The organism is Rhizobiales bacterium NRL2 (genome assembly GCA_001664005.1).
Lineage (GTDB): Bacteria > Pseudomonadota > Alphaproteobacteria > Minwuiales > Minwuiaceae > Minwuia.
Genome location: CP016093.1, coordinates 877035 through 894789 on the forward strand (window position 1 = coordinate 877035; position 17755 = coordinate 894789).

General features: G+C 67.4%; 12 protein-coding genes and 1 tRNA gene. 6 read left to right on the top strand and 7 right to left on the bottom strand.

What is annotated here, in order from left to right:
- Nucleotides 1–123: 123 nt before the first annotated feature.
- Nucleotides 124–200, bottom strand: a tRNA-Met gene (locus tag TEF_04070).
- 71 nt (nt 201–271) lie between these two features.
- Nucleotides 272–1213, bottom strand: a complete 942-nt coding sequence (locus TEF_04075; protein ID ANK80056.1) for a hypothetical protein — start codon at nt 1211–1213, stop codon at nt 272–274.
- Between the two features lie 127 nt (nt 1214–1340).
- Between TEF_04075 and TEF_04080 the strand changes: the two genes are divergently transcribed.
- On the top strand, nt 1341–2249 hold the full coding sequence (locus TEF_04080; protein ANK80057.1) for a hypothetical protein: 909 nt from the start codon (nt 1341–1343) through the stop codon (nt 2247–2249).
- A gap of 1231 nt (nt 2250–3480) precedes the next feature.
- On the opposite strand, the gene TEF_04085 is transcribed toward TEF_04080, so the two are convergent.
- The 3 genes from TEF_04085 to TEF_04095 form a co-directional block, all read right to left on the bottom strand.
- A complete protein-coding gene (locus TEF_04085) occupies nt 3481–4620 on the bottom strand; it encodes a succinyl-diaminopimelate desuccinylase (protein ID ANK80058.1) in 1140 nt (379 codons plus the stop codon).
- Between the two features lie 125 nt (nt 4621–4745).
- Nucleotides 4746–5975: an acyl-CoA dehydrogenase gene (locus TEF_04090; protein ID ANK80059.1), complete on the bottom strand. Its 1230-nt coding sequence runs from the start codon at nt 5973–5975 to the stop codon at nt 4746–4748.
- 14 nt (nt 5976–5989) lie between these two features.
- The gene (locus TEF_04095) at nt 5990–6661 is read right to left on the bottom strand and encodes a hypothetical protein (GenBank protein ID ANK80060.1); all 672 of its coding nucleotides are present in this window, start codon (nt 6659–6661) and stop codon (nt 5990–5992) included.
- Between the two features lie 33 nt (nt 6662–6694).
- Here TEF_04095 and TEF_04100 point away from each other — a divergent pair, with 33 nt between their 5' ends.
- From TEF_04100 to TEF_04115, 4 genes are all read left to right on the top strand, one after another.
- Nucleotides 6695–7660, top strand: coding sequence for an agmatinase (locus TEF_04100; protein ANK80061.1), 966 nt, complete (start codon nt 6695–6697; stop codon nt 7658–7660).
- A 231-nt stretch (nt 7661–7891) separates the two neighbouring features.
- A complete protein-coding gene (locus TEF_04105; protein ID ANK80062.1) occupies nt 7892–9079 on the top strand; it encodes an aspartate aminotransferase in 1188 nt (395 codons plus the stop codon).
- 57 nt (nt 9080–9136) lie between these two features.
- A complete protein-coding gene (locus TEF_04110) occupies nt 9137–11395 on the top strand; it encodes a hypothetical protein (protein ANK83264.1) in 2259 nt (752 codons plus the stop codon).
- Nucleotides 11396–11484: 89 nt separating this feature from the next.
- Nucleotides 11485–13290 carry a monooxygenase gene (locus TEF_04115; protein ANK80063.1) on the top strand — a complete coding sequence of 602 codons (1806 nt, stop codon included), beginning with the start codon at nt 11485–11487 and terminating at the stop codon, nt 13288–13290.
- Between the two features lie 135 nt (nt 13291–13425).
- Here the strand turns inward: TEF_04115 and TEF_04120 are convergent, their stop codons facing one another.
- Both TEF_04120 and TEF_04125 read right to left on the bottom strand, forming a co-directional pair.
- The gene (locus TEF_04120; GenBank protein ID ANK80064.1) at nt 13426–14766 is read right to left on the bottom strand and encodes a flagellar biosynthesis protein FlgA; all 1341 of its coding nucleotides are present in this window, start codon (nt 14764–14766) and stop codon (nt 13426–13428) included.
- 31 nt (nt 14767–14797) lie between these two features.
- A complete protein-coding gene (locus tag TEF_04125; GenBank protein ID ANK80065.1) occupies nt 14798–16330 on the bottom strand; it encodes a sulfatase in 1533 nt (510 codons plus the stop codon).
- 164 nt (nt 16331–16494) lie between these two features.
- Between TEF_04125 and TEF_04130 the strand changes: the two genes are divergently transcribed.
- Nucleotides 16495–17685, top strand: a complete 1191-nt coding sequence (locus TEF_04130; protein ANK80066.1) for an acetyl-CoA acetyltransferase — start codon at nt 16495–16497, stop codon at nt 17683–17685.
- Nucleotides 17686–17755 lie beyond the last annotated feature (70 nt).

Sequence of the window (17755 nt, forward strand, 5' to 3'; positions counted from 1 at the left end):
GGCCGAAAGCCGGTTGCAGCGATGGTTGGAAGCCGCTTTTGGCTACTGTTACCTATGCTGTTACCTATTGCCTTGAATTTCAAATCTCCGGCTAGATAAAAGACCGTAACTATCTGATTTTGTTGGTAGCGGGGGAGGGATTCGAACCCCCGACACGCGGATTATGATTCCGCTGCTCTAACCGACTGAGCTACCCCGCCGCCGAGCGCGCGATATAGGTCCGGCGGGCTGCGCCTGTCAAGACGCTTGGGCGCGACGCGGATTGGCTTCTTCAGAGGTCGCCCAGCAGCGGCCGGACCTCCTTCGCGAAGCGTTCGAGCTGCGCCATCTCCTCGCCGTCGGGGCCCGTCGGGTCCATGACGAAGTGGCGCACGCCCGCGGCGTGGAAGGCGCGGATCTGCTCCGCCACCTGCTCGGGCGTGCCGAGCGCGGCGTAGCGCTTCGCGGGCTTGCGGAAGTCCATGGCGTAGCGCCGCGTGAGGTGTTGGGTCGCCTTGTCCCAGGCCGTGTCGAAGTCGTCGTCGATGCGGAAGAAGTAGAGGTGCCCGGTGCCGTAGCGGTCCACCGTCCGGCCGGCCTTCTCCATCTCCTGCTCGATGGTGGCGAGCGATTCGGCGAACATCTCCGGGGTGACGACATAGGAAATCCAGCCGTCGCAGAGTTGCGCCGCGCGCCGGAGCGCCGCGCCCGACCGCCCGCCGACCCAGACCGGCGGGCCGCCGGGCTGCACGGGCTTCGGCAGCATCTGCGTCTCGGGGATGTCGAAGTGGCGGCCCTTGTGGCTCACCTTCTCGCCGGTCCAGAGCTTGCGGATGACCTCGATGGATTCGGAGACGCGGGCGCCGCGTTCCTTGTGAGGCACGCCGACGGCGGCGAACTCGCCGGGGAACTCGCCGCCTACGCCGGTCCCGAAGATGAAGCGCCCGCCCGAGAGATTGTCGAGCGTCGAGGTCAGCTTGGCCGTCAGCGTCGGGTGGCGCAACGCCAGCAGGTAGACGCCGGTCGCCACCGTCACTTTGTCGGAAAGCGCGGCGGCCTGGGCGAGTTGCAGCAGCGGGTCCATGATCGGCACAGCGAAGGCGATGTGATCGCCCAGCCAGATCGAGCTGAAGCCGTTGTCCTCGGCCAACTTCACGGTGGCGATTGCGGCCTCCCGGTCCGCCATCCGCCCCATGAACCCGAACTCGGTCTTCTCCGCCAGTTTCAGCGCCATCTCCCCGGCCTCCCCTTTGCCTAATGCGATCCGCCGCGCCACTATTCTGGAGATTGTCGCGGCCACAGGCCAGCCATGAACGGGGAGAGACGCCATGCCGGTAAGAGCGGGACTGGGATTCGGGGAGTTGCCCTTCTCGGGCGCGGCGGCGTTCTGGGACTGGATCGACATGCTGGAGGCGGGCGGGGTCAACAGCTTCTGGCAGTCCGACCGCATCGCGTCGTCGCGCCCCCACCTGGAGCCCATGACCGTACTGGCGGCCATCGCGGGCCGGACGAAGAAACTGAAGTTCGGCATGAACGTCGCCTCGCTGGCGCTCAGGGAGCCGGTGCTGCTGGCCAAGCAGTGCGCGACGATCGACTTCATTTCCGGCGGCGGGCGGCTGCTGCCGGCCTTCGGCATCGGCGCCAAGCTGGCCCCGGACTGGGAGGCCACGGGCACGCCGCTGGCCGGCCGCGGCGCGCGCGCCGACGAGGCCCTCGAGATCATCATGCGGCTCTGGCGCGGCGAGACGGTGGACTATGACGGCCGCTTCTTCCAGCTGAAGGGCGCGCGCATCTCGCCGACGCCGGTGAACCCGCGCATCCCCATGTGGATCGGCGGCTCGACCGCCGCGGCGGTGAAGCGGACCGCGAAATACGGCACCGGCTGGCAGGCCGCCTTCGAGACGCCGGCGCAGCTCGCGCCGGTGATCCGCTCGATCCGGGAAACGGCCATCGCCCAGGGCCGCGCGGTGCCCGAGGATCATTTCGGCGCGGGCTTCCCCTTCCGCTTCGGCAGCCCGGACGACCCGGCGGTGGCGAAGGAGATGGAGCGGTTCTCGAAGCGGCTGAAGCGCGATCCCTCGGACTACTTCGTCGTCGGCGACGCCGCGACGATCCTGAAACGGCTGCGCGAGTATGTCGGCGCGGGGGCGAGCAAGTTCATCCTGCGCCCTGTGGGCGACGGCGACGCCGACCTGTTCGACCAGACGCGGCGCTTCATCGAGGAGGTCCAGCCCGACCTCATGGACATCCCCATGCCCGAGGCGGCGTAGGGGCAGAGAGGGTATCGCATGTTAGTCCAGTTCTTTGAAAATAGTGCACAAATTCGAGATATATCGATAATTATTTTCGGCATTATTGGCCTCCCGTTTCTTATTTGGAGGACAATTTCTCTTCATAACAACTCTAGATCGGCGACTATTCAAGCAAAATTAAGTGAATCCCGCCTTGAATCCGAAAGATTTACAAAGGCAATAGAATTGCTTTCTCATGATGGAGTGTCTTCTTCAGGTGGTATATATACACTGGAGCAAATTTCAATTGAGCAGAGTAAATATCATTGGATTGTCATGGAGACGCTGGTGGCTCTAATTAAGTCGAGATCTAGTTTGCACCTAATACAGGACGGAGATGTCGAGGGAGATACAGTTCTCGAAACGAAGGCAGCGTTTCGAGTTCTGGCAAGGCGGGATTCAAAAAACGACCCTACGAATCAGCCTATACGACTAACGGCATGCAATTTGCGAGGCGTAGGCGCAAAAGGGGGGCAGTTTTCTGGGGCCGTACTAAGTAAATCAGATTTATTTAGGGCCTATCTGAAAGATTCGGATTTTTCAAATGCGCAAATGCGAGGCGCAAAGCTCTCTGGAATTGCATTTGACAGAACAAATTTTTCAAATGCGCATATGCAACATTCCAATCTTTCAAATTCTAAATGCTGGAAATCAAAATTTAACAGATCATTATTGCGATACACAGTTCTTGATGGCACGGATTTCGGACAATTGGAGGCTTTAGAAGTTCAATGTAGGTATGCAGTTGGCAGAAAATCATCTTTCAGGGGAGCAAATTTAGAGAATTCATCATTCCGTGACTGTGAATTTAATGAGTCTGATTTTTCGAACTCAAATTTTGTTGGTGCGTCCTTGTATGCAGGAACATTTCTTTCATGTAGGTTTAGCGGGGCAGTAATGAAATCAACTTCGCTACAGCGAGGCAATTTTGAAAACTCCGATTTTTCCAATGCAGATCTTTCTAGCGCAAATCTGCAAAATGCGGACTTCACCGGGTGTCGTTTGGATAATGTGAACATGAAGAATGCGAATATTCAAGGAGCATTGTTTGATTATTCAACGCTCGGAAAGGTTTTGAATTTAACAGACAGGCAAAAAAAATCGGCTCGTATAAATAGTGATAGATAGAATTGTCAGTTTATTGGGAGCGCTTTGGTTCGATGCGGCGTTGGGGCGCTGACAACAACGGGCAGTTGCGTCTGCGCCTGCGCTAGCCCTTCCCGAAGAAGCCCCGCAGCACCCGCTCGTAGATCGCGGTCAGCTTGGGGATGTCGGCCACGGCGCAGCGTTCGTCGACCTTGTGCATGGTCTGGCTGACCAGCCCGAATTCGACCACCGGGCAGGCGTTCTTGATGAAGCGCGCGTCGGACGTGCCGCCCGTGGTCGAGAGGTCGGGCTCGACCGAAAGCTCGGCCAGAATGGCGTCGTGCAGGTTGGCCGTCAGATCGCCGGGTTCGGTCAGGAACGGGTCGCCCGAATTGCGCACCGTGAGTGTGTAGTCGCCGCCGACGCTGTCGCAGGCGGCGCGGATCTTCGCCTCCAGCCCGGCGGCGTCCTGCAGCGTGTTGTAGCGGACGTTGAAGAACGCCTGGCCGCTGGCCGGGATGACGTTGGAGGCGGTGTTGCCGACGTCGATCGTGGTGATCTCCAGGTTCGACGGCTGGAAGTGCTCGTTGCCCTCGTCCAGGTCGATCGCCGCAATGCGGTCGAGCATCTTCACCAGCCGCGGCAGGGGATTGTCGGCCAGGTGCGGATAGGCGATGTGGCCCTGGGTGCCGTTGACCACCAGCCGGCCGGAGAAGGAGCCGCGGCGGCCGATCTTGGCCATCTCCCCCAGCGCCACCGGGTTGGTCGGCTCGCCCACCAGGCAGGCGTCGATGGTCTCGCCCTGCGCGGCCATCCAGTCGAGCACCTTGGTCGTGCCGTTGATCGCCGGGCCTTCCTCGTCGCCGGTGATCAGGAAGGCGATCGAGCCCGTGAACCCGTCGGCGATGACGCGCTCGGCGGCCTCGACCATGCAGGCGATGGCGGTCTTCATGTCGGTGGCGCCGCGGCCGTAGAGCTGGCCGTCCTCGATCTCCGCGCCGAAGGGATCGTGGCGCCAGGCCGCCGCGTCGCCGACGGGGACGACGTCGACATGGCCGGCGAAGCAGAAGACCGGCCCCTCGGCGCCGTAGCGGGCGTAGAGATTCTCCACGTCCGGGGTGCCTTCCTCGGAAAAGGTGAGGCGGTGACAGGCGAAGCCCAGCGGCTTCAGCGCCGCCTCCAGGCAGTCCAGCGCGCCGGCTTCGGCCGGGGTCACGGACGGGCAGCGGATCAGGTCGCGGGCGAGGTCGAGGGCGTCGGTCATGGAGGCTTCACCGGTCGTTGGATCGTCGCACATAGAGGAATGACGGCTTGCCCGGGCTCGACCCGGGCACCCGGTTCTTCGGATCGCTGGGCCCTCGGGTCAAGCCCGAGGGCGCCGACGGATGGTCATTCCGCCGCCTGCTTCGGCGGCGGCGAGTTCTTTCCGGCATAGCCGTCGCGGGTCTGGGGCAGCTTCATGCCGAGCAGGCCGGAGGCGACAACCGTGCGCAGCACCTGAGCCGTGCCGCCGCCGATGGTGAACATGCGTGCGTCGCGCACCATCCGCTCCATCGGCGCATCGCGCGAATAGCCCTTCGCGCCGAAGACCTGCAGCGCGTCATTGGTCACCTTGATCGCCATTTCCGAGGCGAAGACCTTGGCCTGGGCGGCCGAATAGGGATCGGGGAAGGGGCTGCCGCCGGGTCCGCGGCTGCGGGCTGCGCCCTGCAGCATCAGCCGCGCCGCGTCGACCTGGATCGCCATGTCGGCCAGCATCCATTGCAGGCCCTGGAACTCGGCGATGGGGCGTCCGAACTGGACCCGCTCCAGGGCGTAGTCGCGGGCATGCTCCAGCGCGCCGGCGGCGATGCCCAGCGCCATGGTGCCGGCGCCGACGCGCTGGGAATTGTATGCGTTCATCAGATCCGCGAAGCCGCGCCGGAAGCCGGAAGGCGGCATCAGCACTCGGGATTCCGGCAGTTCGAGATCCTCGAAGATCACCTCGGCCTCCGGGATCCCGCGCAGGCCCATGGTGGGCTCCCGCTTGCCGATGCGCAGGCCTTCGTCCTCCTCGCGCACGGCGATGAAGCCGCCGATGCCGAGCTCGCTCCCGTCCTCGTCGAAGGCGCGGGCGAAGATCAGGTGTAGCCGGGAGACCCCGCCGCCGGTGATCCAGTGCTTCCGGCCGTTCAGCACCCAGCGGTCGCCGCGCTTCTCGGCGCGGGTGGTCATCTCGGTCGCCGCCGAGCCCGCCTCCGGCTCGGTGATGCAGATCGCCGGCTTGTCGCCCGAAAGCACGAAATCGGCGGCCATACGGCGCTGCTCGGGCGTGCCGTAGGTCAGGACGGCGGAGATCGCGCCCATGTTGGATTCCACGGCGATGCGCCCGGTGACGCCGCAGACCTTTGCCATCTCCTCGATCACCAGCACGGCGTCGAGAAAGCTCCGGCCCTGGCCGCCCAGATCCTTCGGGATGGTCAGGCCCATCAGCCCGGCGTCGTTCAGGGTCTTCACGTGGTCCCAGGGATAGGCCTCGGTGCGGTCGATCTCCGCCGCGCGCGGGGCGATGGCGTCCCGTGCGATTTCCCGGGCCTTCTGCTGCAGGGCCCGTTCCCCGGGGCTCAGTTCGATCTGCATGGACGGTGTCCTCCTCAGCGTTTCGATACCATCGGCATGCCCCGGATTTCACGCACAAGTTTGCGCACCATGGCGGGCCGGAAGGCCTCGAAGCTGTCGGCGGCGATGACGAACGCACCGGGGCCGGCGATCAGCCAGTCCTGAAAGTACTGGCCCAGGCGCGGCTCGTCGCTGAGGATCGGCAGGCCGTTGATCGTTATTCCGCGCCGGATCGCTTCCGCCCTGGTCTCGCGCAGCAGGGGCGGGCCGCGGTTGACGCCGTCGCCCGAGAGATCGACCACCCGCCGCGCCGCGGGGAAAGGGGCGCGGTCGAGATGGTCGAAACAGAACCGGAGCGCCGCGCCGATCTTCGTGCCGCGGAAGCGGAAGGCGCGGGGCGCCGACCAGATCCGGGCGGCCAGCGCCTGCGCCGAGGCCGCGCCGTCGATCCGGGTCCACGGGACCACCACGGCCTGCTCGGCATCCGACGACCATTGCACCAGGGAGAGCGCCACGGCGCCCAACTCGCCACGCGCGATGGCGTCGATCACCGCGGGGTGGGCGATCGCCTCGGCGACGCCGCGCATCTGCAGGCCGTACTCGCCGGCGTCGACGCTGGCCGAAACGTCGACCGCCAGCACGATGGCGACATCGACGGCCTGGGCACGGGCGGGGGCTTGCGGCAGCAGGGCGAGAAGGCCGACCATGGCCGCGACCAGCAGAACCGGGAGAAAGCTTCGATGACGGGCAACGCCTATGACTCCGGCCGGCTCAACCTGCCCTTCGTCGGGCACTGCACTTTCGCCAGGCAGCCCGTCTGCCTCGACTGGGACCGGATCGAGGCCGACGTCGCCGTCTTCGGCGCGCCCTACGATATGGGCACCCAGTACCGGGCCGGCGCGCGTTTCGGCCCCCGCGCGATCCGCGAGGCCTCGACCCTGTTCTCCTTCGGCCATGGCGGCGCCTACGATCATGAGGATGACGTGACCTACCTTCCCGCCGATCGGGTGCGCATCGTGGACATCGGCGACGCCGACATCATCCATACCGATACCACGAAAAGCCACGACAACATCGAGGCGGGCGTGCGGCGCATCCTGGACGCCGGGGCGTTGCCGGTGGTCCTCGGCGGCGACCATTCGGTCCACATCCCCTGCATCCGGGCCTTCGGTGACCAGCCGCCGGTGCATATCGTCCACATCGACGCCCATCTCGATTTCGTCGACGAACGCCACGGCGTCCGCTACGGCCACGGCAATCCGCTCAGGCGCGCCTCGGAGATGGCGCATGTCACCGGCTTCAGCCAGCTCGGCATCCGCAACGTCTCCTCGTCGAACCGCGACGACTACGCGGCCGCCCGGGCCGCGGGCTCCGACATCCTCTCGGTCCGGCAGTTCAGGAAGCTGGGCGTGGACGGCGTGCTGGCGCGGGTGCCGTCAGACAGGCGCTATTACCTGACCATCGACATCGACGGCTTCGATCCCTCGATCGCGCCGGGCACCGGCACGCCCAGCCATGGCGGCTTCCTCTACTACGAGATCCTGGAGTTCCTGCAGGGGCTGGCCGGCCGGGGCGAGATCGTCGGCGTCGACCTGGTCGAGGTGGCGCCCGACTACGACCGCGACGGCACCACCGCCTTTCTGGCCGCGCAGTTGCTCATGAACCTGCTGGGCTTCGTCTTCCACGCCAGGGGGCGGAGCGCGTAGCGCAGGCGTCAGGCTTCCGGTTGATGATCGGTTCGACCCCCTCCCGCCTCCGCTGGCGCGGACGCACCCTCCCCCTTGTCCAAGGGGGAGGGCCGGGGAGGGGGATTACTCCGTGCTGGCAAGCGGTTCGCCGTTGCCGCGCAACAATTGAAGCGTCAGTTGCGGAATTGTTCTCAACCAACTAATCTGGTTGAGTCTTTTGTCTCCACCGATTCGCGCGACCGGCCTTCGATGACCAATGCCCGCCTCGATCTGCTGACCGACTATCCGTTCCAGCGCCTGCGGGACCTGCTGGATGGCGTCGAGGGTGGGGGGGCGACGCTCAATTTCGCGCTCGGCGAGCCGCAGCTGGGTCCGCCGCCATTGTTGATGGACGCGCTGGCGAAGGACGCCGCCGGCTTCGGCAAGTATCCGGCGGCCAACAGCACGCCGGAACTGCGCCGCGCCATCGCCGACTGGCTCGACCGGCGCTATGGCCTGACCGGTGGCGCGGCGATGGATGCCGAAACCGAGATCATGCCGCTCAACGGCACGCGCGAAGGGCTCTACAACATCGCCCAGCTGGTGGTGCCCGCGGTCCGCGCGGCGACCCGACCGCTGGTGCTGGTCCCGAACCCCTTCTACCAGTGCTATCTGGGCGCCGCGACCATGGCCGGCGCCGAGGTCCACCTGATGCCGGCGACGGCGGCGAACGGCTTCCTGCCCGATCTCGAGGCGCTGGAGCAGGACGTCCTGAAGCGCGCGGCGCTGCTCTACATCTGCACGCCGGCCAATCCGCAGGGCTCGATCGCCGACGCGGGCTATCTCCGCCGCGCGCTGGAGATCGCGCGCACCCACGACATCGTGCTGGCGCTGGACGAGTGCTATGCCGAAATCTACGACGAAACGCCGCCGCCGGGCGGGCTGGAGATCGCGGCGGCGACGCCCGGGCGGTTCCGCAATCTCGTCGTCTTCCATTCGCTCTCCAAGCGTTCCAGCGCACCGGGTCTGCGCTCCGGCTTCATGGCCGGCGATCCCGATCTGGTCGCGCGCTATGCGAAGCTGCGCAGTTTCGGCGGCGCGCCGCTGCCGAACCCGGTCGCGGCTGCCTCCACGGCGCTCTGGCGCGACGAGGAGCATGTCGGAAAGACCCGCGACCACTACCGCGCGCTGTTCGATCTGGCCGACGAGAAGCTGGGTAACCGCAAGGGCTATGCCCGCCCGGCCGGCGGCTTCTTCCTCTGGCTCGACGTCGGCGACGGGGAGGCCTTCGCCGCCCGCCTCTGGCAGCGCACGGGCGTGCGCGTGCTGCCCGGCGGCTATCTCGCCCGCGACGAGGCGGATGGCAATCCGGGCCGGCCCTTCGTCCGCGTCGCCCTGGTGCACGACCGCGAGACCGTGGCCGACGCGCTCACCAAGATTTCCGAACTGATGGAGTAGTCCGCCATGGCCGGATCCACCGCCAGCAGAACCGGCATCTCCTTCGCCGCGCCTGAACTGAAACGCTTCCTCGGCCGGCGTCTGGTCGAACTCGCCGGCGTGGTTCTGGCCGCGGTCGTCCTGGCGGCCATCGTCGCCGTCGCCAGCCATGACCCGGCGGACCCGAGCTGGAACCGCGCCGGGGCGGGCGAGACTGCGAACCTGCTGGGTCCGGCAGGCGCGGTGTTTGCCGATCTGATGCTGCAACTCACGGGCCCGATCGCCCTGATCGTGCTGGCCGTACCCTTCTGTCACGCGCTCCGCATCATCGCCCACCGGCCGGCATCCGCCCTGCGCTGGCGCGGCGCCGTGACGGTGTTCGCCGCCTGCGGCGGGGCCATGGGGCTCGGTGCGCTGGCGCCCTGGTTCGCCGCGCCGCCGGCGCATTTCGGCGGCGTGCTCGGCGCCGCGGGCGCCGGCATGGCCGCCTTCATCGACGGCGCGCCGGTCTGGGCCGGCGCAGCCACAGGCGCGTTGCTGGCCATCTTCGCCTTTGCCGGACTGGCCTGGGCCAGCGCCGTGCCGCCGGGCTGGATGGCGCTGCCCTTCTCGGCGCTGGGCGGCCTGACCCGCCGCCGCGGGACGGACGCCGGCCGGGACGATGCCGCAGACGAAAGAGAGACGGTCTCGGAGCGCCGGACCGCGAAGCCCAAGAAGACGAAGGCCACGAAGACGCAGCGGGTCGCACCGACGCCGGCCCGCACCAGGCCCGGCCAACGCGCGGCAAAGGAGCGCGAGCCCGAACTCGACCTCGGCGCGAAGGACGGCGAGGAGCCGAAACTGCCGCCGCTCGGCCTGCTCTACGAGCCCACGGCGGAAGACTATCCCGCCCGCGCCGGCGCCGATGCGCTGGAGCAGAACGCGCGCATGCTGGAGAGCGTTCTCGACGACTTCGGCGTCAAGGGCGAGATCACCGATGTCCGCCCCGGTCCGGTGGTCACCCTCTACGAGTTGAAACCGGCCCCGGGCACGAAGTCCTCGCGCGTCATCGGGCTGGCCGACGACATCGCCCGCTCGATGAGCGCCATCTCCGCCCGCGTCGCCGTGGTGCCGGGACGCGACGCGCTGGGCATCGAACTGCCCAACAACACCCGCGAGGTGGTCTATCTGCGCGAGATGCTGGCCTCGGCGGCGTTCGAGAAGAACCCGGGCACGCTGGCGCTGGCGCTGGGCAAGGACATCGGCGGCGAGCCGGTCTTCGCGGACCTGGCCCGCATGCCGCACCTGCTGATCGCGGGCACCACCGGCTCGGGCAAGTCGGTCGCCGTCAACACCATGATCCTGTCGCTCCTCTACCGCATGACGCCGGAGCAGTGCCGCATGATCATGATCGACCCGAAGATGCTGGAGCTGTCGGTCTACGAGGGCATTCCCCACCTGCTGACGCCGGTGGTCACCGAGCCGAAGAAGGCGGTCGTGGCGCTGAAATGGGCGGTCAAGGAGATGGAATCCCGCTACCGCAAGATGTCGGACCTGAACGTCCGCAACATCGCCGCCTTCAACGAGCGGGTGAAGGAAGCGACAGCGAAGGGCGAGACGCTGTCCAAGCGGGTGCAGACGGGCTTCGACCCCGAGACCGATGAGCCGGCCTACGAGGACGTGCCGCTGGACACCGAGCCGATGCCGCAGATCGTCATCGTCGTCGACGAGATGGCCGACCTGATGCTGGTCGCCGGCAAGGACATCGAGGGCGCGATCCAGCGCCTGGCGCAGATGGCGCGGGCCGCCGGCATCCACCTGATCATGGCCACCCAGCGCCCGTCGGTGGACGTCATTACCGGCACCATCAAGGCCAACTTCCCGACCCGCATCAGCTTCTCGGTCACCTCCAAGATCGACAGCCGCACCATCCTGGGCGAGCAGGGCGCCGAGCAGCTGCTGGGTCAGGGCGACATGCTCTACATGCCGAACGGCTCGCGGATCGTGCGCGTGCACGGCCCCTTCGTCTCCGACGGCGACGTGGAGAAGATCACCCGCTGGCTGGCGAAGACCGGACGTCCCCAGTACCTGGAGGACGTCACCAAGGAGCCCGAGGACGACGGCGACGGCTTTACCGGCGAGGGCGGCGGGTCGTCGGACGATCCGCTGTTCGACCAGGCGGTGGAGGTCGTGGCGCGCTCGGGCAAGGCGTCGACCAGCTTCGTCCAGCGCCAGCTCAAGATCGGCTACAACCGCGCCGCCCGCATCGTCGAGCAGATGGAGGAAGAGGGCATGGTCTCGGCCGCGGACCATGTCGGCAAGCGCGAGGTCCTGCTGCGCAATCCGGACCAGGACTGATGACCCGGCCCTGACCCGGGCCTCTGCGCTTGCCACTCAGCGCACTCCGGGGCTATGCCGGAACCGGAACAGATCCGGAGGAACGCGCCATGGCCGACACGCCCGCTCCCGTCATCGACAAGGAAGCGCTGAAGCGGCGCTACGCCGAGGAGCGGGAGAAGCGCCTCCGGGCCGACGGCAACGACCAGTACCTGCAGCTCAGGGGACAGCTCGCGCACTATGCCGACGATCCCTACACCCCTTTCGTCCAGCGGGCGCCGGTCGCCGATCACGTGACCTTCGCCTTCATCGGCGGCGGCTTCGCCGGGCTGGTCACCGGCGCACGGCTGAAGGAAGCCGGAATCGATGACGTCCGCATCATCGAGAAGGGCGGCGACTTCGGCGGCACCTGGTACTGGAACCGCTATCCCGGCGCGCAGTGCGACACGGCCTCGATGATCTACATGCCGCTGCTGGAAGAGACCGGCCACATGCCGAGCGAGAAATACGCGCACGGGCCGGAAATCCGCGAACACTGCGTGCGCATCGCGACGCAGTTCGGCCTCTACGAGCACGCCCTGTTCCACACCGAGGTCGAGGACATCCGCTGGGACGAGGCGGCGAAGGTCTGGACGATCGAGACCAGCCGCGGCGACTGCTTCACTGCGCGGTTCGTCGGCATGGGCACCGGTCCGCTGCACGTGCCGAAGCTGCCGGGCATTCCCGGCATCGAGGATTTCGACGGCCACAGCTTCCACACCAGCCGCTGGGACTACGCCTATACCGGCGGCGATCCGGCCGACCCGCGGATGGAGAACCTCGCCGACAAGCGCGTGGCGATCATCGGCACCGGCGCGACCGCGGTGCAGTGCGTGCCCCACCTCGCCCGAGCCTGCGGCACGCTCTACGTCTTCCAGCGGACGCCCTCGTCCGTGGACGTGCGCGACAACCGTCCCATCGATCCCGACTGGTTCGGCGAGATCGCCAAGCCGGGCTGGCAGGACCGCTGGCTGGAGAATTTCACCGCCAACCAGGGCGGGCTGACGATGGCGGAGGACTGGGTCCGGGACGGCTGGACCGAGATCTCGCGCCGGGTCCGCACCAGAATCATGCAGCTGCCGCCGGGCGAGATGACCATCGAGAAGATGATGGCGGTCTACGAGGATTCGGACTTCGAGAAGATGGAGGAAATCCGCCGCCGCGCCGAGACGGTAGTGCAGGATCCGGAGACAGCAGAGAAGCTGAAGGCTTGGTACCGGCAGCTCTGCAAGCGGCCCTGTTTCCACGACGCCTATCTGCAGGCCTTCAACGAGCCCTCGACGCAGCTGATCGACACCGACGGCAAGGGCGTCGAGCGCATCACGAAGAAGGGCGTGGTCGCCCGGGGCCGGGAATACGAGGTCGACTGCATCATCTACGCCTCCGGCTTCGAGGTCGGCACCGAATGGACCCGCCGCGCGGGCTTCGACATTGCCGGCCGGGACGGGCAGCGGCTCTCGGAGCACTGGTCGAAGGGCATGCGAACGCTCCACGGCATCCACGCGCACGGCTTCCCCAACGCCTTCTTCGTGCAGCCGACCCAGGGCGCGAACCTGATCTCCAATGTGCCCCACAACCTGACCGAGGCGGGGCGGACCATCGGCCGTATCGTCGCCGAGGCGCAGTCACGTGGCGCCGAAGAGGTCGAGGTCACCGCCGAGGCGGAGCAGAAGTGGATCGAGCTGCTGCTGACCGCGCCGGAGCGGCTGATCGGCGGGCCCGACTGCACGCCCGGCTATTACAACAACGAGGGCCAGCCGCGCGGGCCGGAGGACAAGCTCAACTTCGTCGGCTATCCGGCGGGCGCGCTGGCCTATTTCAAGTATCTGAAGGAATGGCGCGACAAGGGCGATTTCGAGGGCCTCGAATTCCGCTAGGCGCGTCGGAGAAGGCTGGCTCGTTTTGAAATGGGTCCCGGGATCGAGTCCCGGGACGGGCAGAATTTGTCGCGACGTTGATGAAAACCCCCGACCCGCAGCGGGACTTGATCCCGCTGCCCAGCAGGCCTCGGTTCAGGTCCGGAACGCGTCTTCCATCTCGCGGCGGAAGGCGACCGTCGGGTCGGCGGAGTCGAATTCGACGTCGTCCCAGGTGACGGCTGCATCCTCGGCGATGTCGCGTTTCAGCTTCACCCCGTGGGCCAGGCCGAGCGGCAGCACGCCGGCCTTGAGCGATTCATCGGCGCGCATCAGCCGGCCAAAGACCGTGTAGCCGCCTTCACCGTCCAGCATCTCGCCGGCCTTCAGCGGGCGCTTGGCGGTGGCGGCGACGTCGCCGCGGAAGCCGCCGGTCGCACCCGTCGCCTCGCCGCGCAGCGCCACCGAGGCGACCGAGATGCCGAGCTCCAGACCGATCAGGTGATAGGGCCGCCAGAGCGCGGCATAGTCGCCGGTGTCGTCGACCACGAGGCCATAGTCCGAGAAGCAGCGGCGGACGTACTCGTCCGGCGCCTTGAAGGTGACATAGGTGCCCCAGCGCAGGTCGTTCGGCACGGGCGCGCCGTCGCGGGTCTCGCAGGAGACGACCTCGACAGTGCCCTCGTGCTCCAGCACGCCGCCCAGATTGTGCGGGCGCAGGATCGAGCAGAGCTCTTCCACCGCCGCGGGCGGGAAGCCCAGACCATGGCTCTGCGGCGTCAGTCCGCAGGCATTGGCCACCGCCGCCATCTCGATCGCCGACTTGGTGCCGTCCAGGAAGGAATTGAACATCTGCGGGTTCATGCCGGAGGCGGCGGCGTGTTCCGCGGTCAGGCCGTAGTAATCCCAGACCGTGTCCGGCGTGGAGCGGTGATAGACCGGGCGGTACTTGGTGCCCTTGCCGGCGCAGACCACCTCCAGGCCGATGGCGCGCGCCCAGTCGACCTGCTCGGAAATCAGCGCCGGCTGGTCGCCATAGGCCATGGAGCAGACCACGCCGGCCTCGGCCGCGCGCCGCGCCAGCAGCGGCCCGGCCAGCACGTCGGCCTCGACATTGACCATGACCACGTGGCGCCTGTTGCGGAAGGCCGCGAGCGCATGCTGGATGCCCGCCGCCGGATGCCCCGTGGCGTCGATCACCACGTCCAGACCGTCCGCCTCGATCAGCTTCATCGCGTCCTGTCCGCACCAGGTCTTGCCGGTCGTCAGCGCGTCGGCCGGATCGATCGCGTCGATCCGTTCGTCGGGCCAGCCCGTGGTGCGGCAGCTTTCGGCGGCGCGGCCCTCGGCCAGGTCGACCACGCCAAGCAGGTGCATGCCGGGCGTCCGGCGGCACTGGGCCAGGAACATGGAGCCGAACTTGCCGGCTCCGATCAGTCCGACGCGGACGGGCTTGCCCTTCGCCTCGGCTTCCTGCAGCAGACGGTAGAGATTCATGGTCGAGGCCTCCCTGGCGTTGCGGCGCGTCTCAGACCGGCGCGATCTTCTCCAGCGGTTCGGCGCGGCCCGCGGGCATGGATTCGCGCAGCGCCGCCACGAGTTCGTCCCGGACCTTCCGGTAGCCCGGATCGTCCCACAGATTGAACCATTGCCGGGGATCGTTGGCGAGGTCGTAGAGCTCACCCTCCTCGCCGGTGAAGTAGTTGCCGGGTTCGTAGACCGTGACGATCCAGTCGCGCGTGGTCATGGTGACGAGATCGACGTCGGTCTCCTCGAAGCGGTCGTGCCATTCGGTGAAGGTGCAGGCGCGACCGGCCCCGGCAGCCTCGTCGAGCGGCAACGGCGCGCCCTGCATTTCCGGGTCCGGCGTCAGCCCGGCGATGGCGCAGATGGTGGGCGCCAGGTCGACATGACCGACGGGCGCGGCGACGCGGCCCGATGTGGCGCCCGCCGACGGCGCGGGCCGCCAGAACATGGGGACGCGCATCAGGGAGTCCACGTGGTACGGCCCCTTGAACAGCATGCCGAAGTCGCCCTGGAACTCGCCGTGATCGGTGGTGTAGAGCACGTCCGTGTCCGCGTCCCAGCCGTACGCGCCGATGGCGTCCATGACCCGGCCCACGGCCTCGTCGATCAGTTCGTTCTCGACATGGGTGACGGCGTCGATCTCCCGGATCTGGTCGGGCGTCAGGTCGGCGGGCCGGAAGCTGGGCGGCGTCTCGAAGTTGAAGCGGCGACGGCCCTCGTACCAGTCCAGCCAGTGCCGGGGCTTGCCCGCCAGAAGCTCGCGGCAGGCCTCCGCCGAGCCCGGATAGCCCGCCGGCAGGTCGAGGTCGCGCCAGTTCACCCGGCCCAGCTGCGACTGCGGCGGGTCCCAGGGATGGTGCGGGTCGGGGAAGCTGAGCCAGAGGAACCACGGCGCGTCGCCCGCCAGGCTCTCCAGCCAGTCGATGGCGCGGTCGGCCGTCCAGTCGGTGTGGTAGAGGTCGCGCGGGATCGGGTTGTGCCAGACCTGCGGCGCACCGGTGTCGCCGCCGCCGGCGCCGTTGACCTGCCGCCCGACGACCGTCTGGTAGTAGTCCTCGACATGGTCCGGGTGCCGGTCGGCCAGCCATTTCGGGTAATGGAACAGGCTGCGCCCCGGGCGGCCGGTATGACCCGCCAGCTCCATGCGGTCGAAGCCCCTGTGCGGGCCGAAATTGCCGGCCGCGGCGGCGCGGTTCTCGAAGAAGTCGGTATGGGAGGCGGGCTCGAAATGCGCCTTGCCGATCAGCGCCGTGGCGTAACCGGCGTCATTGAGGATGCGGGCCACGTGCGGCGCGTCCTCGGGCAGCGGGATGCCGTTGGAGACGACGCCGTGGCGGCGGATGTGCTGGCCCGTCAGGATGGTCGACCGCGCCGGCATGCAGACCACGTTCTGGTTCCGCGCCTGGTCGTAGACCACGCCTTCGCCGGCCAGCCGGTCCAGCACGGGCGTGCGGGCGATCCGGCCGCCGGTGCAGCCCAGCGCATCGTGGCGCTGCTGATCGGTGGTGATCAGCAGGACGTTTCGGCGATTCAACGAAGAGCCCTCCCCAAGACCCGTTGGCAAGTCGCCGGCAGAGTGGGCCAAACGGCGTCCGTCCACAAGCCGATGCGGGGCGGCGATGCCGGTTTTGCGCGGGACAGGCCCCGCCCTATGTTGTAGCCAGCGAACAGCGAATTCCTGCCGAAGGAGACCCTCAGATGAGCACCAGCGATCCGATTGTCGTCGTGGGCATGGCCCGCACCCCCATGGGCGGCTTCCAGGGCGAACTGGCCGGCGAGACCGCCGCCGTGCTGGGCGCCGCCGCCATCCGCGCCGCGCTGGAGCGCGCCGGCCTGAGCGGCGAGGACGTCGAGGAAGTGATCATGGGCAACGTGCTGCCCGCCGGTCAGGGACAGGCGCCCGCCCGCCAGGCCTCCAGGGGCGCCGGCATCCCGGACGCCACGGGCTGCACGACGATCAACAAGATGTGTGGCTCCGGCATGAAGGCGGCCATGTTCAGCCACGACCTGCTGATCGCCGGCGTCAACAACGTCATGGTCGCCGGCGGCATGGAGTCCATGACCAACAGCCCCTATCTGCTGCCCAAGGCGCGCGGCGGACTCCGCCTCGGCCATGGCGAGGTCAAGGACCACATGTTCCTGGACGGCCTGGAGGACGCCTATGACAAGGGGCGGCTGATGGGCACCTTCGCCGAGGACTGCGCCCAGCACTACCAGTTCACCCGGGACCAGCAGGACGAGTACGCGATCCGCAGCCTGAAGCGGGCGCAGACCGCCCAGGCCGACGGCACCTTCGCCGGCGAGATCGCGCCGGTGACGGTGAAGACCCGCAAGGGCGAGGTGACGGTGGATTCCGACGAGCAGCCGCGCAACGCCAATCTGGACAAGATTCCGACGCTGAAGCCCGCCTTCCGCAAGGACGGCACGGTGACGGCGGCGAATTCGTCGTCCATCTCCGACGGCGCGGCGGCGCTGGTGATGATGCGCCAGTCGGAGGCCGAGCGCCGCGGGCTGACGCCCATCGCCCGGATCCTGGGCCACACCAGCCACGCCCAGGCGCCCAACTGGTTCACCACCGCGCCGGTCAAGGCCATCGACAAGCTGCACGAGAAGCTCGGCTGGACGAAGGACGACGTCGACCTCTACGAGATCAACGAGGCCTTCGCCGTCGTCCCCATGGCCGCGATGCAGGAGCTGCAGCTCGACGCCGAGCAGGTCAACGTCAATGGCGGGGCCTGCGCGATGGGCCATCCCATCGGTGCGTCGGGCGCGCGCATCATGATCACGCTGATCAATGCGCTGAAGGCCCGCAAGCTGGAGCGTGGCGTCGCCGGCATCTGCATCGGCGGCGGCGAGGCGACCGCCATCGGCCTCGAACTGGTGAACTGACCCGGTCCGCGCGCCGGGGGTGGTCCGGCCGGCCGGCGCTTGTAGGGGTGCCATGCCCGCCCCCCCGAAC

What these genes read in the sequence shown, in the direction of transcription:
- TEF_04075 (ANK80056.1), bottom strand. Translation starts at nt 1,213, where the DNA reads ATGGCGCTGAAACTGGCGGAGAAGACCGAGTTCGGGTTCATGGGGCGG.
- TEF_04105 (ANK80062.1), top strand. Translation starts at nt 7,892, where the DNA reads ATGACCAATGCCCGCCTCGATCTGCTGACCGACTATCCGTTCCAGCGC.
- TEF_04095 (ANK80060.1), bottom strand. Translation starts at nt 6,661, where the DNA reads ATGGTCGGCCTTCTCGCCCTGCTGCCGCAAGCCCCCGCCCGTGCCCAG.
- TEF_04090 (ANK80059.1), bottom strand. Translation starts at nt 5,975, where the DNA reads ATGCAGATCGAACTGAGCCCCGGGGAACGGGCCCTGCAGCAGAAGGCC.
- TEF_04115 (ANK80063.1), top strand. Translation starts at nt 11,485, where the DNA reads ATGGCCGACACGCCCGCTCCCGTCATCGACAAGGAAGCGCTGAAGCGG.
- TEF_04120 (ANK80064.1), bottom strand. Translation starts at nt 14,766, where the DNA reads ATGAATCTCTACCGTCTGCTGCAGGAAGCCGAGGCGAAGGGCAAGCCC.
- TEF_04085 (ANK80058.1), bottom strand. Translation starts at nt 4,620, where the DNA reads ATGACCGACGCCCTCGACCTCGCCCGCGACCTGATCCGCTGCCCGTCC.
- TEF_04130 (ANK80066.1), top strand. Translation starts at nt 16,495, where the DNA reads ATGAGCACCAGCGATCCGATTGTCGTCGTGGGCATGGCCCGCACCCCC.
- TEF_04100 (ANK80061.1), top strand. Translation starts at nt 6,695, where the DNA reads ATGACGGGCAACGCCTATGACTCCGGCCGGCTCAACCTGCCCTTCGTC.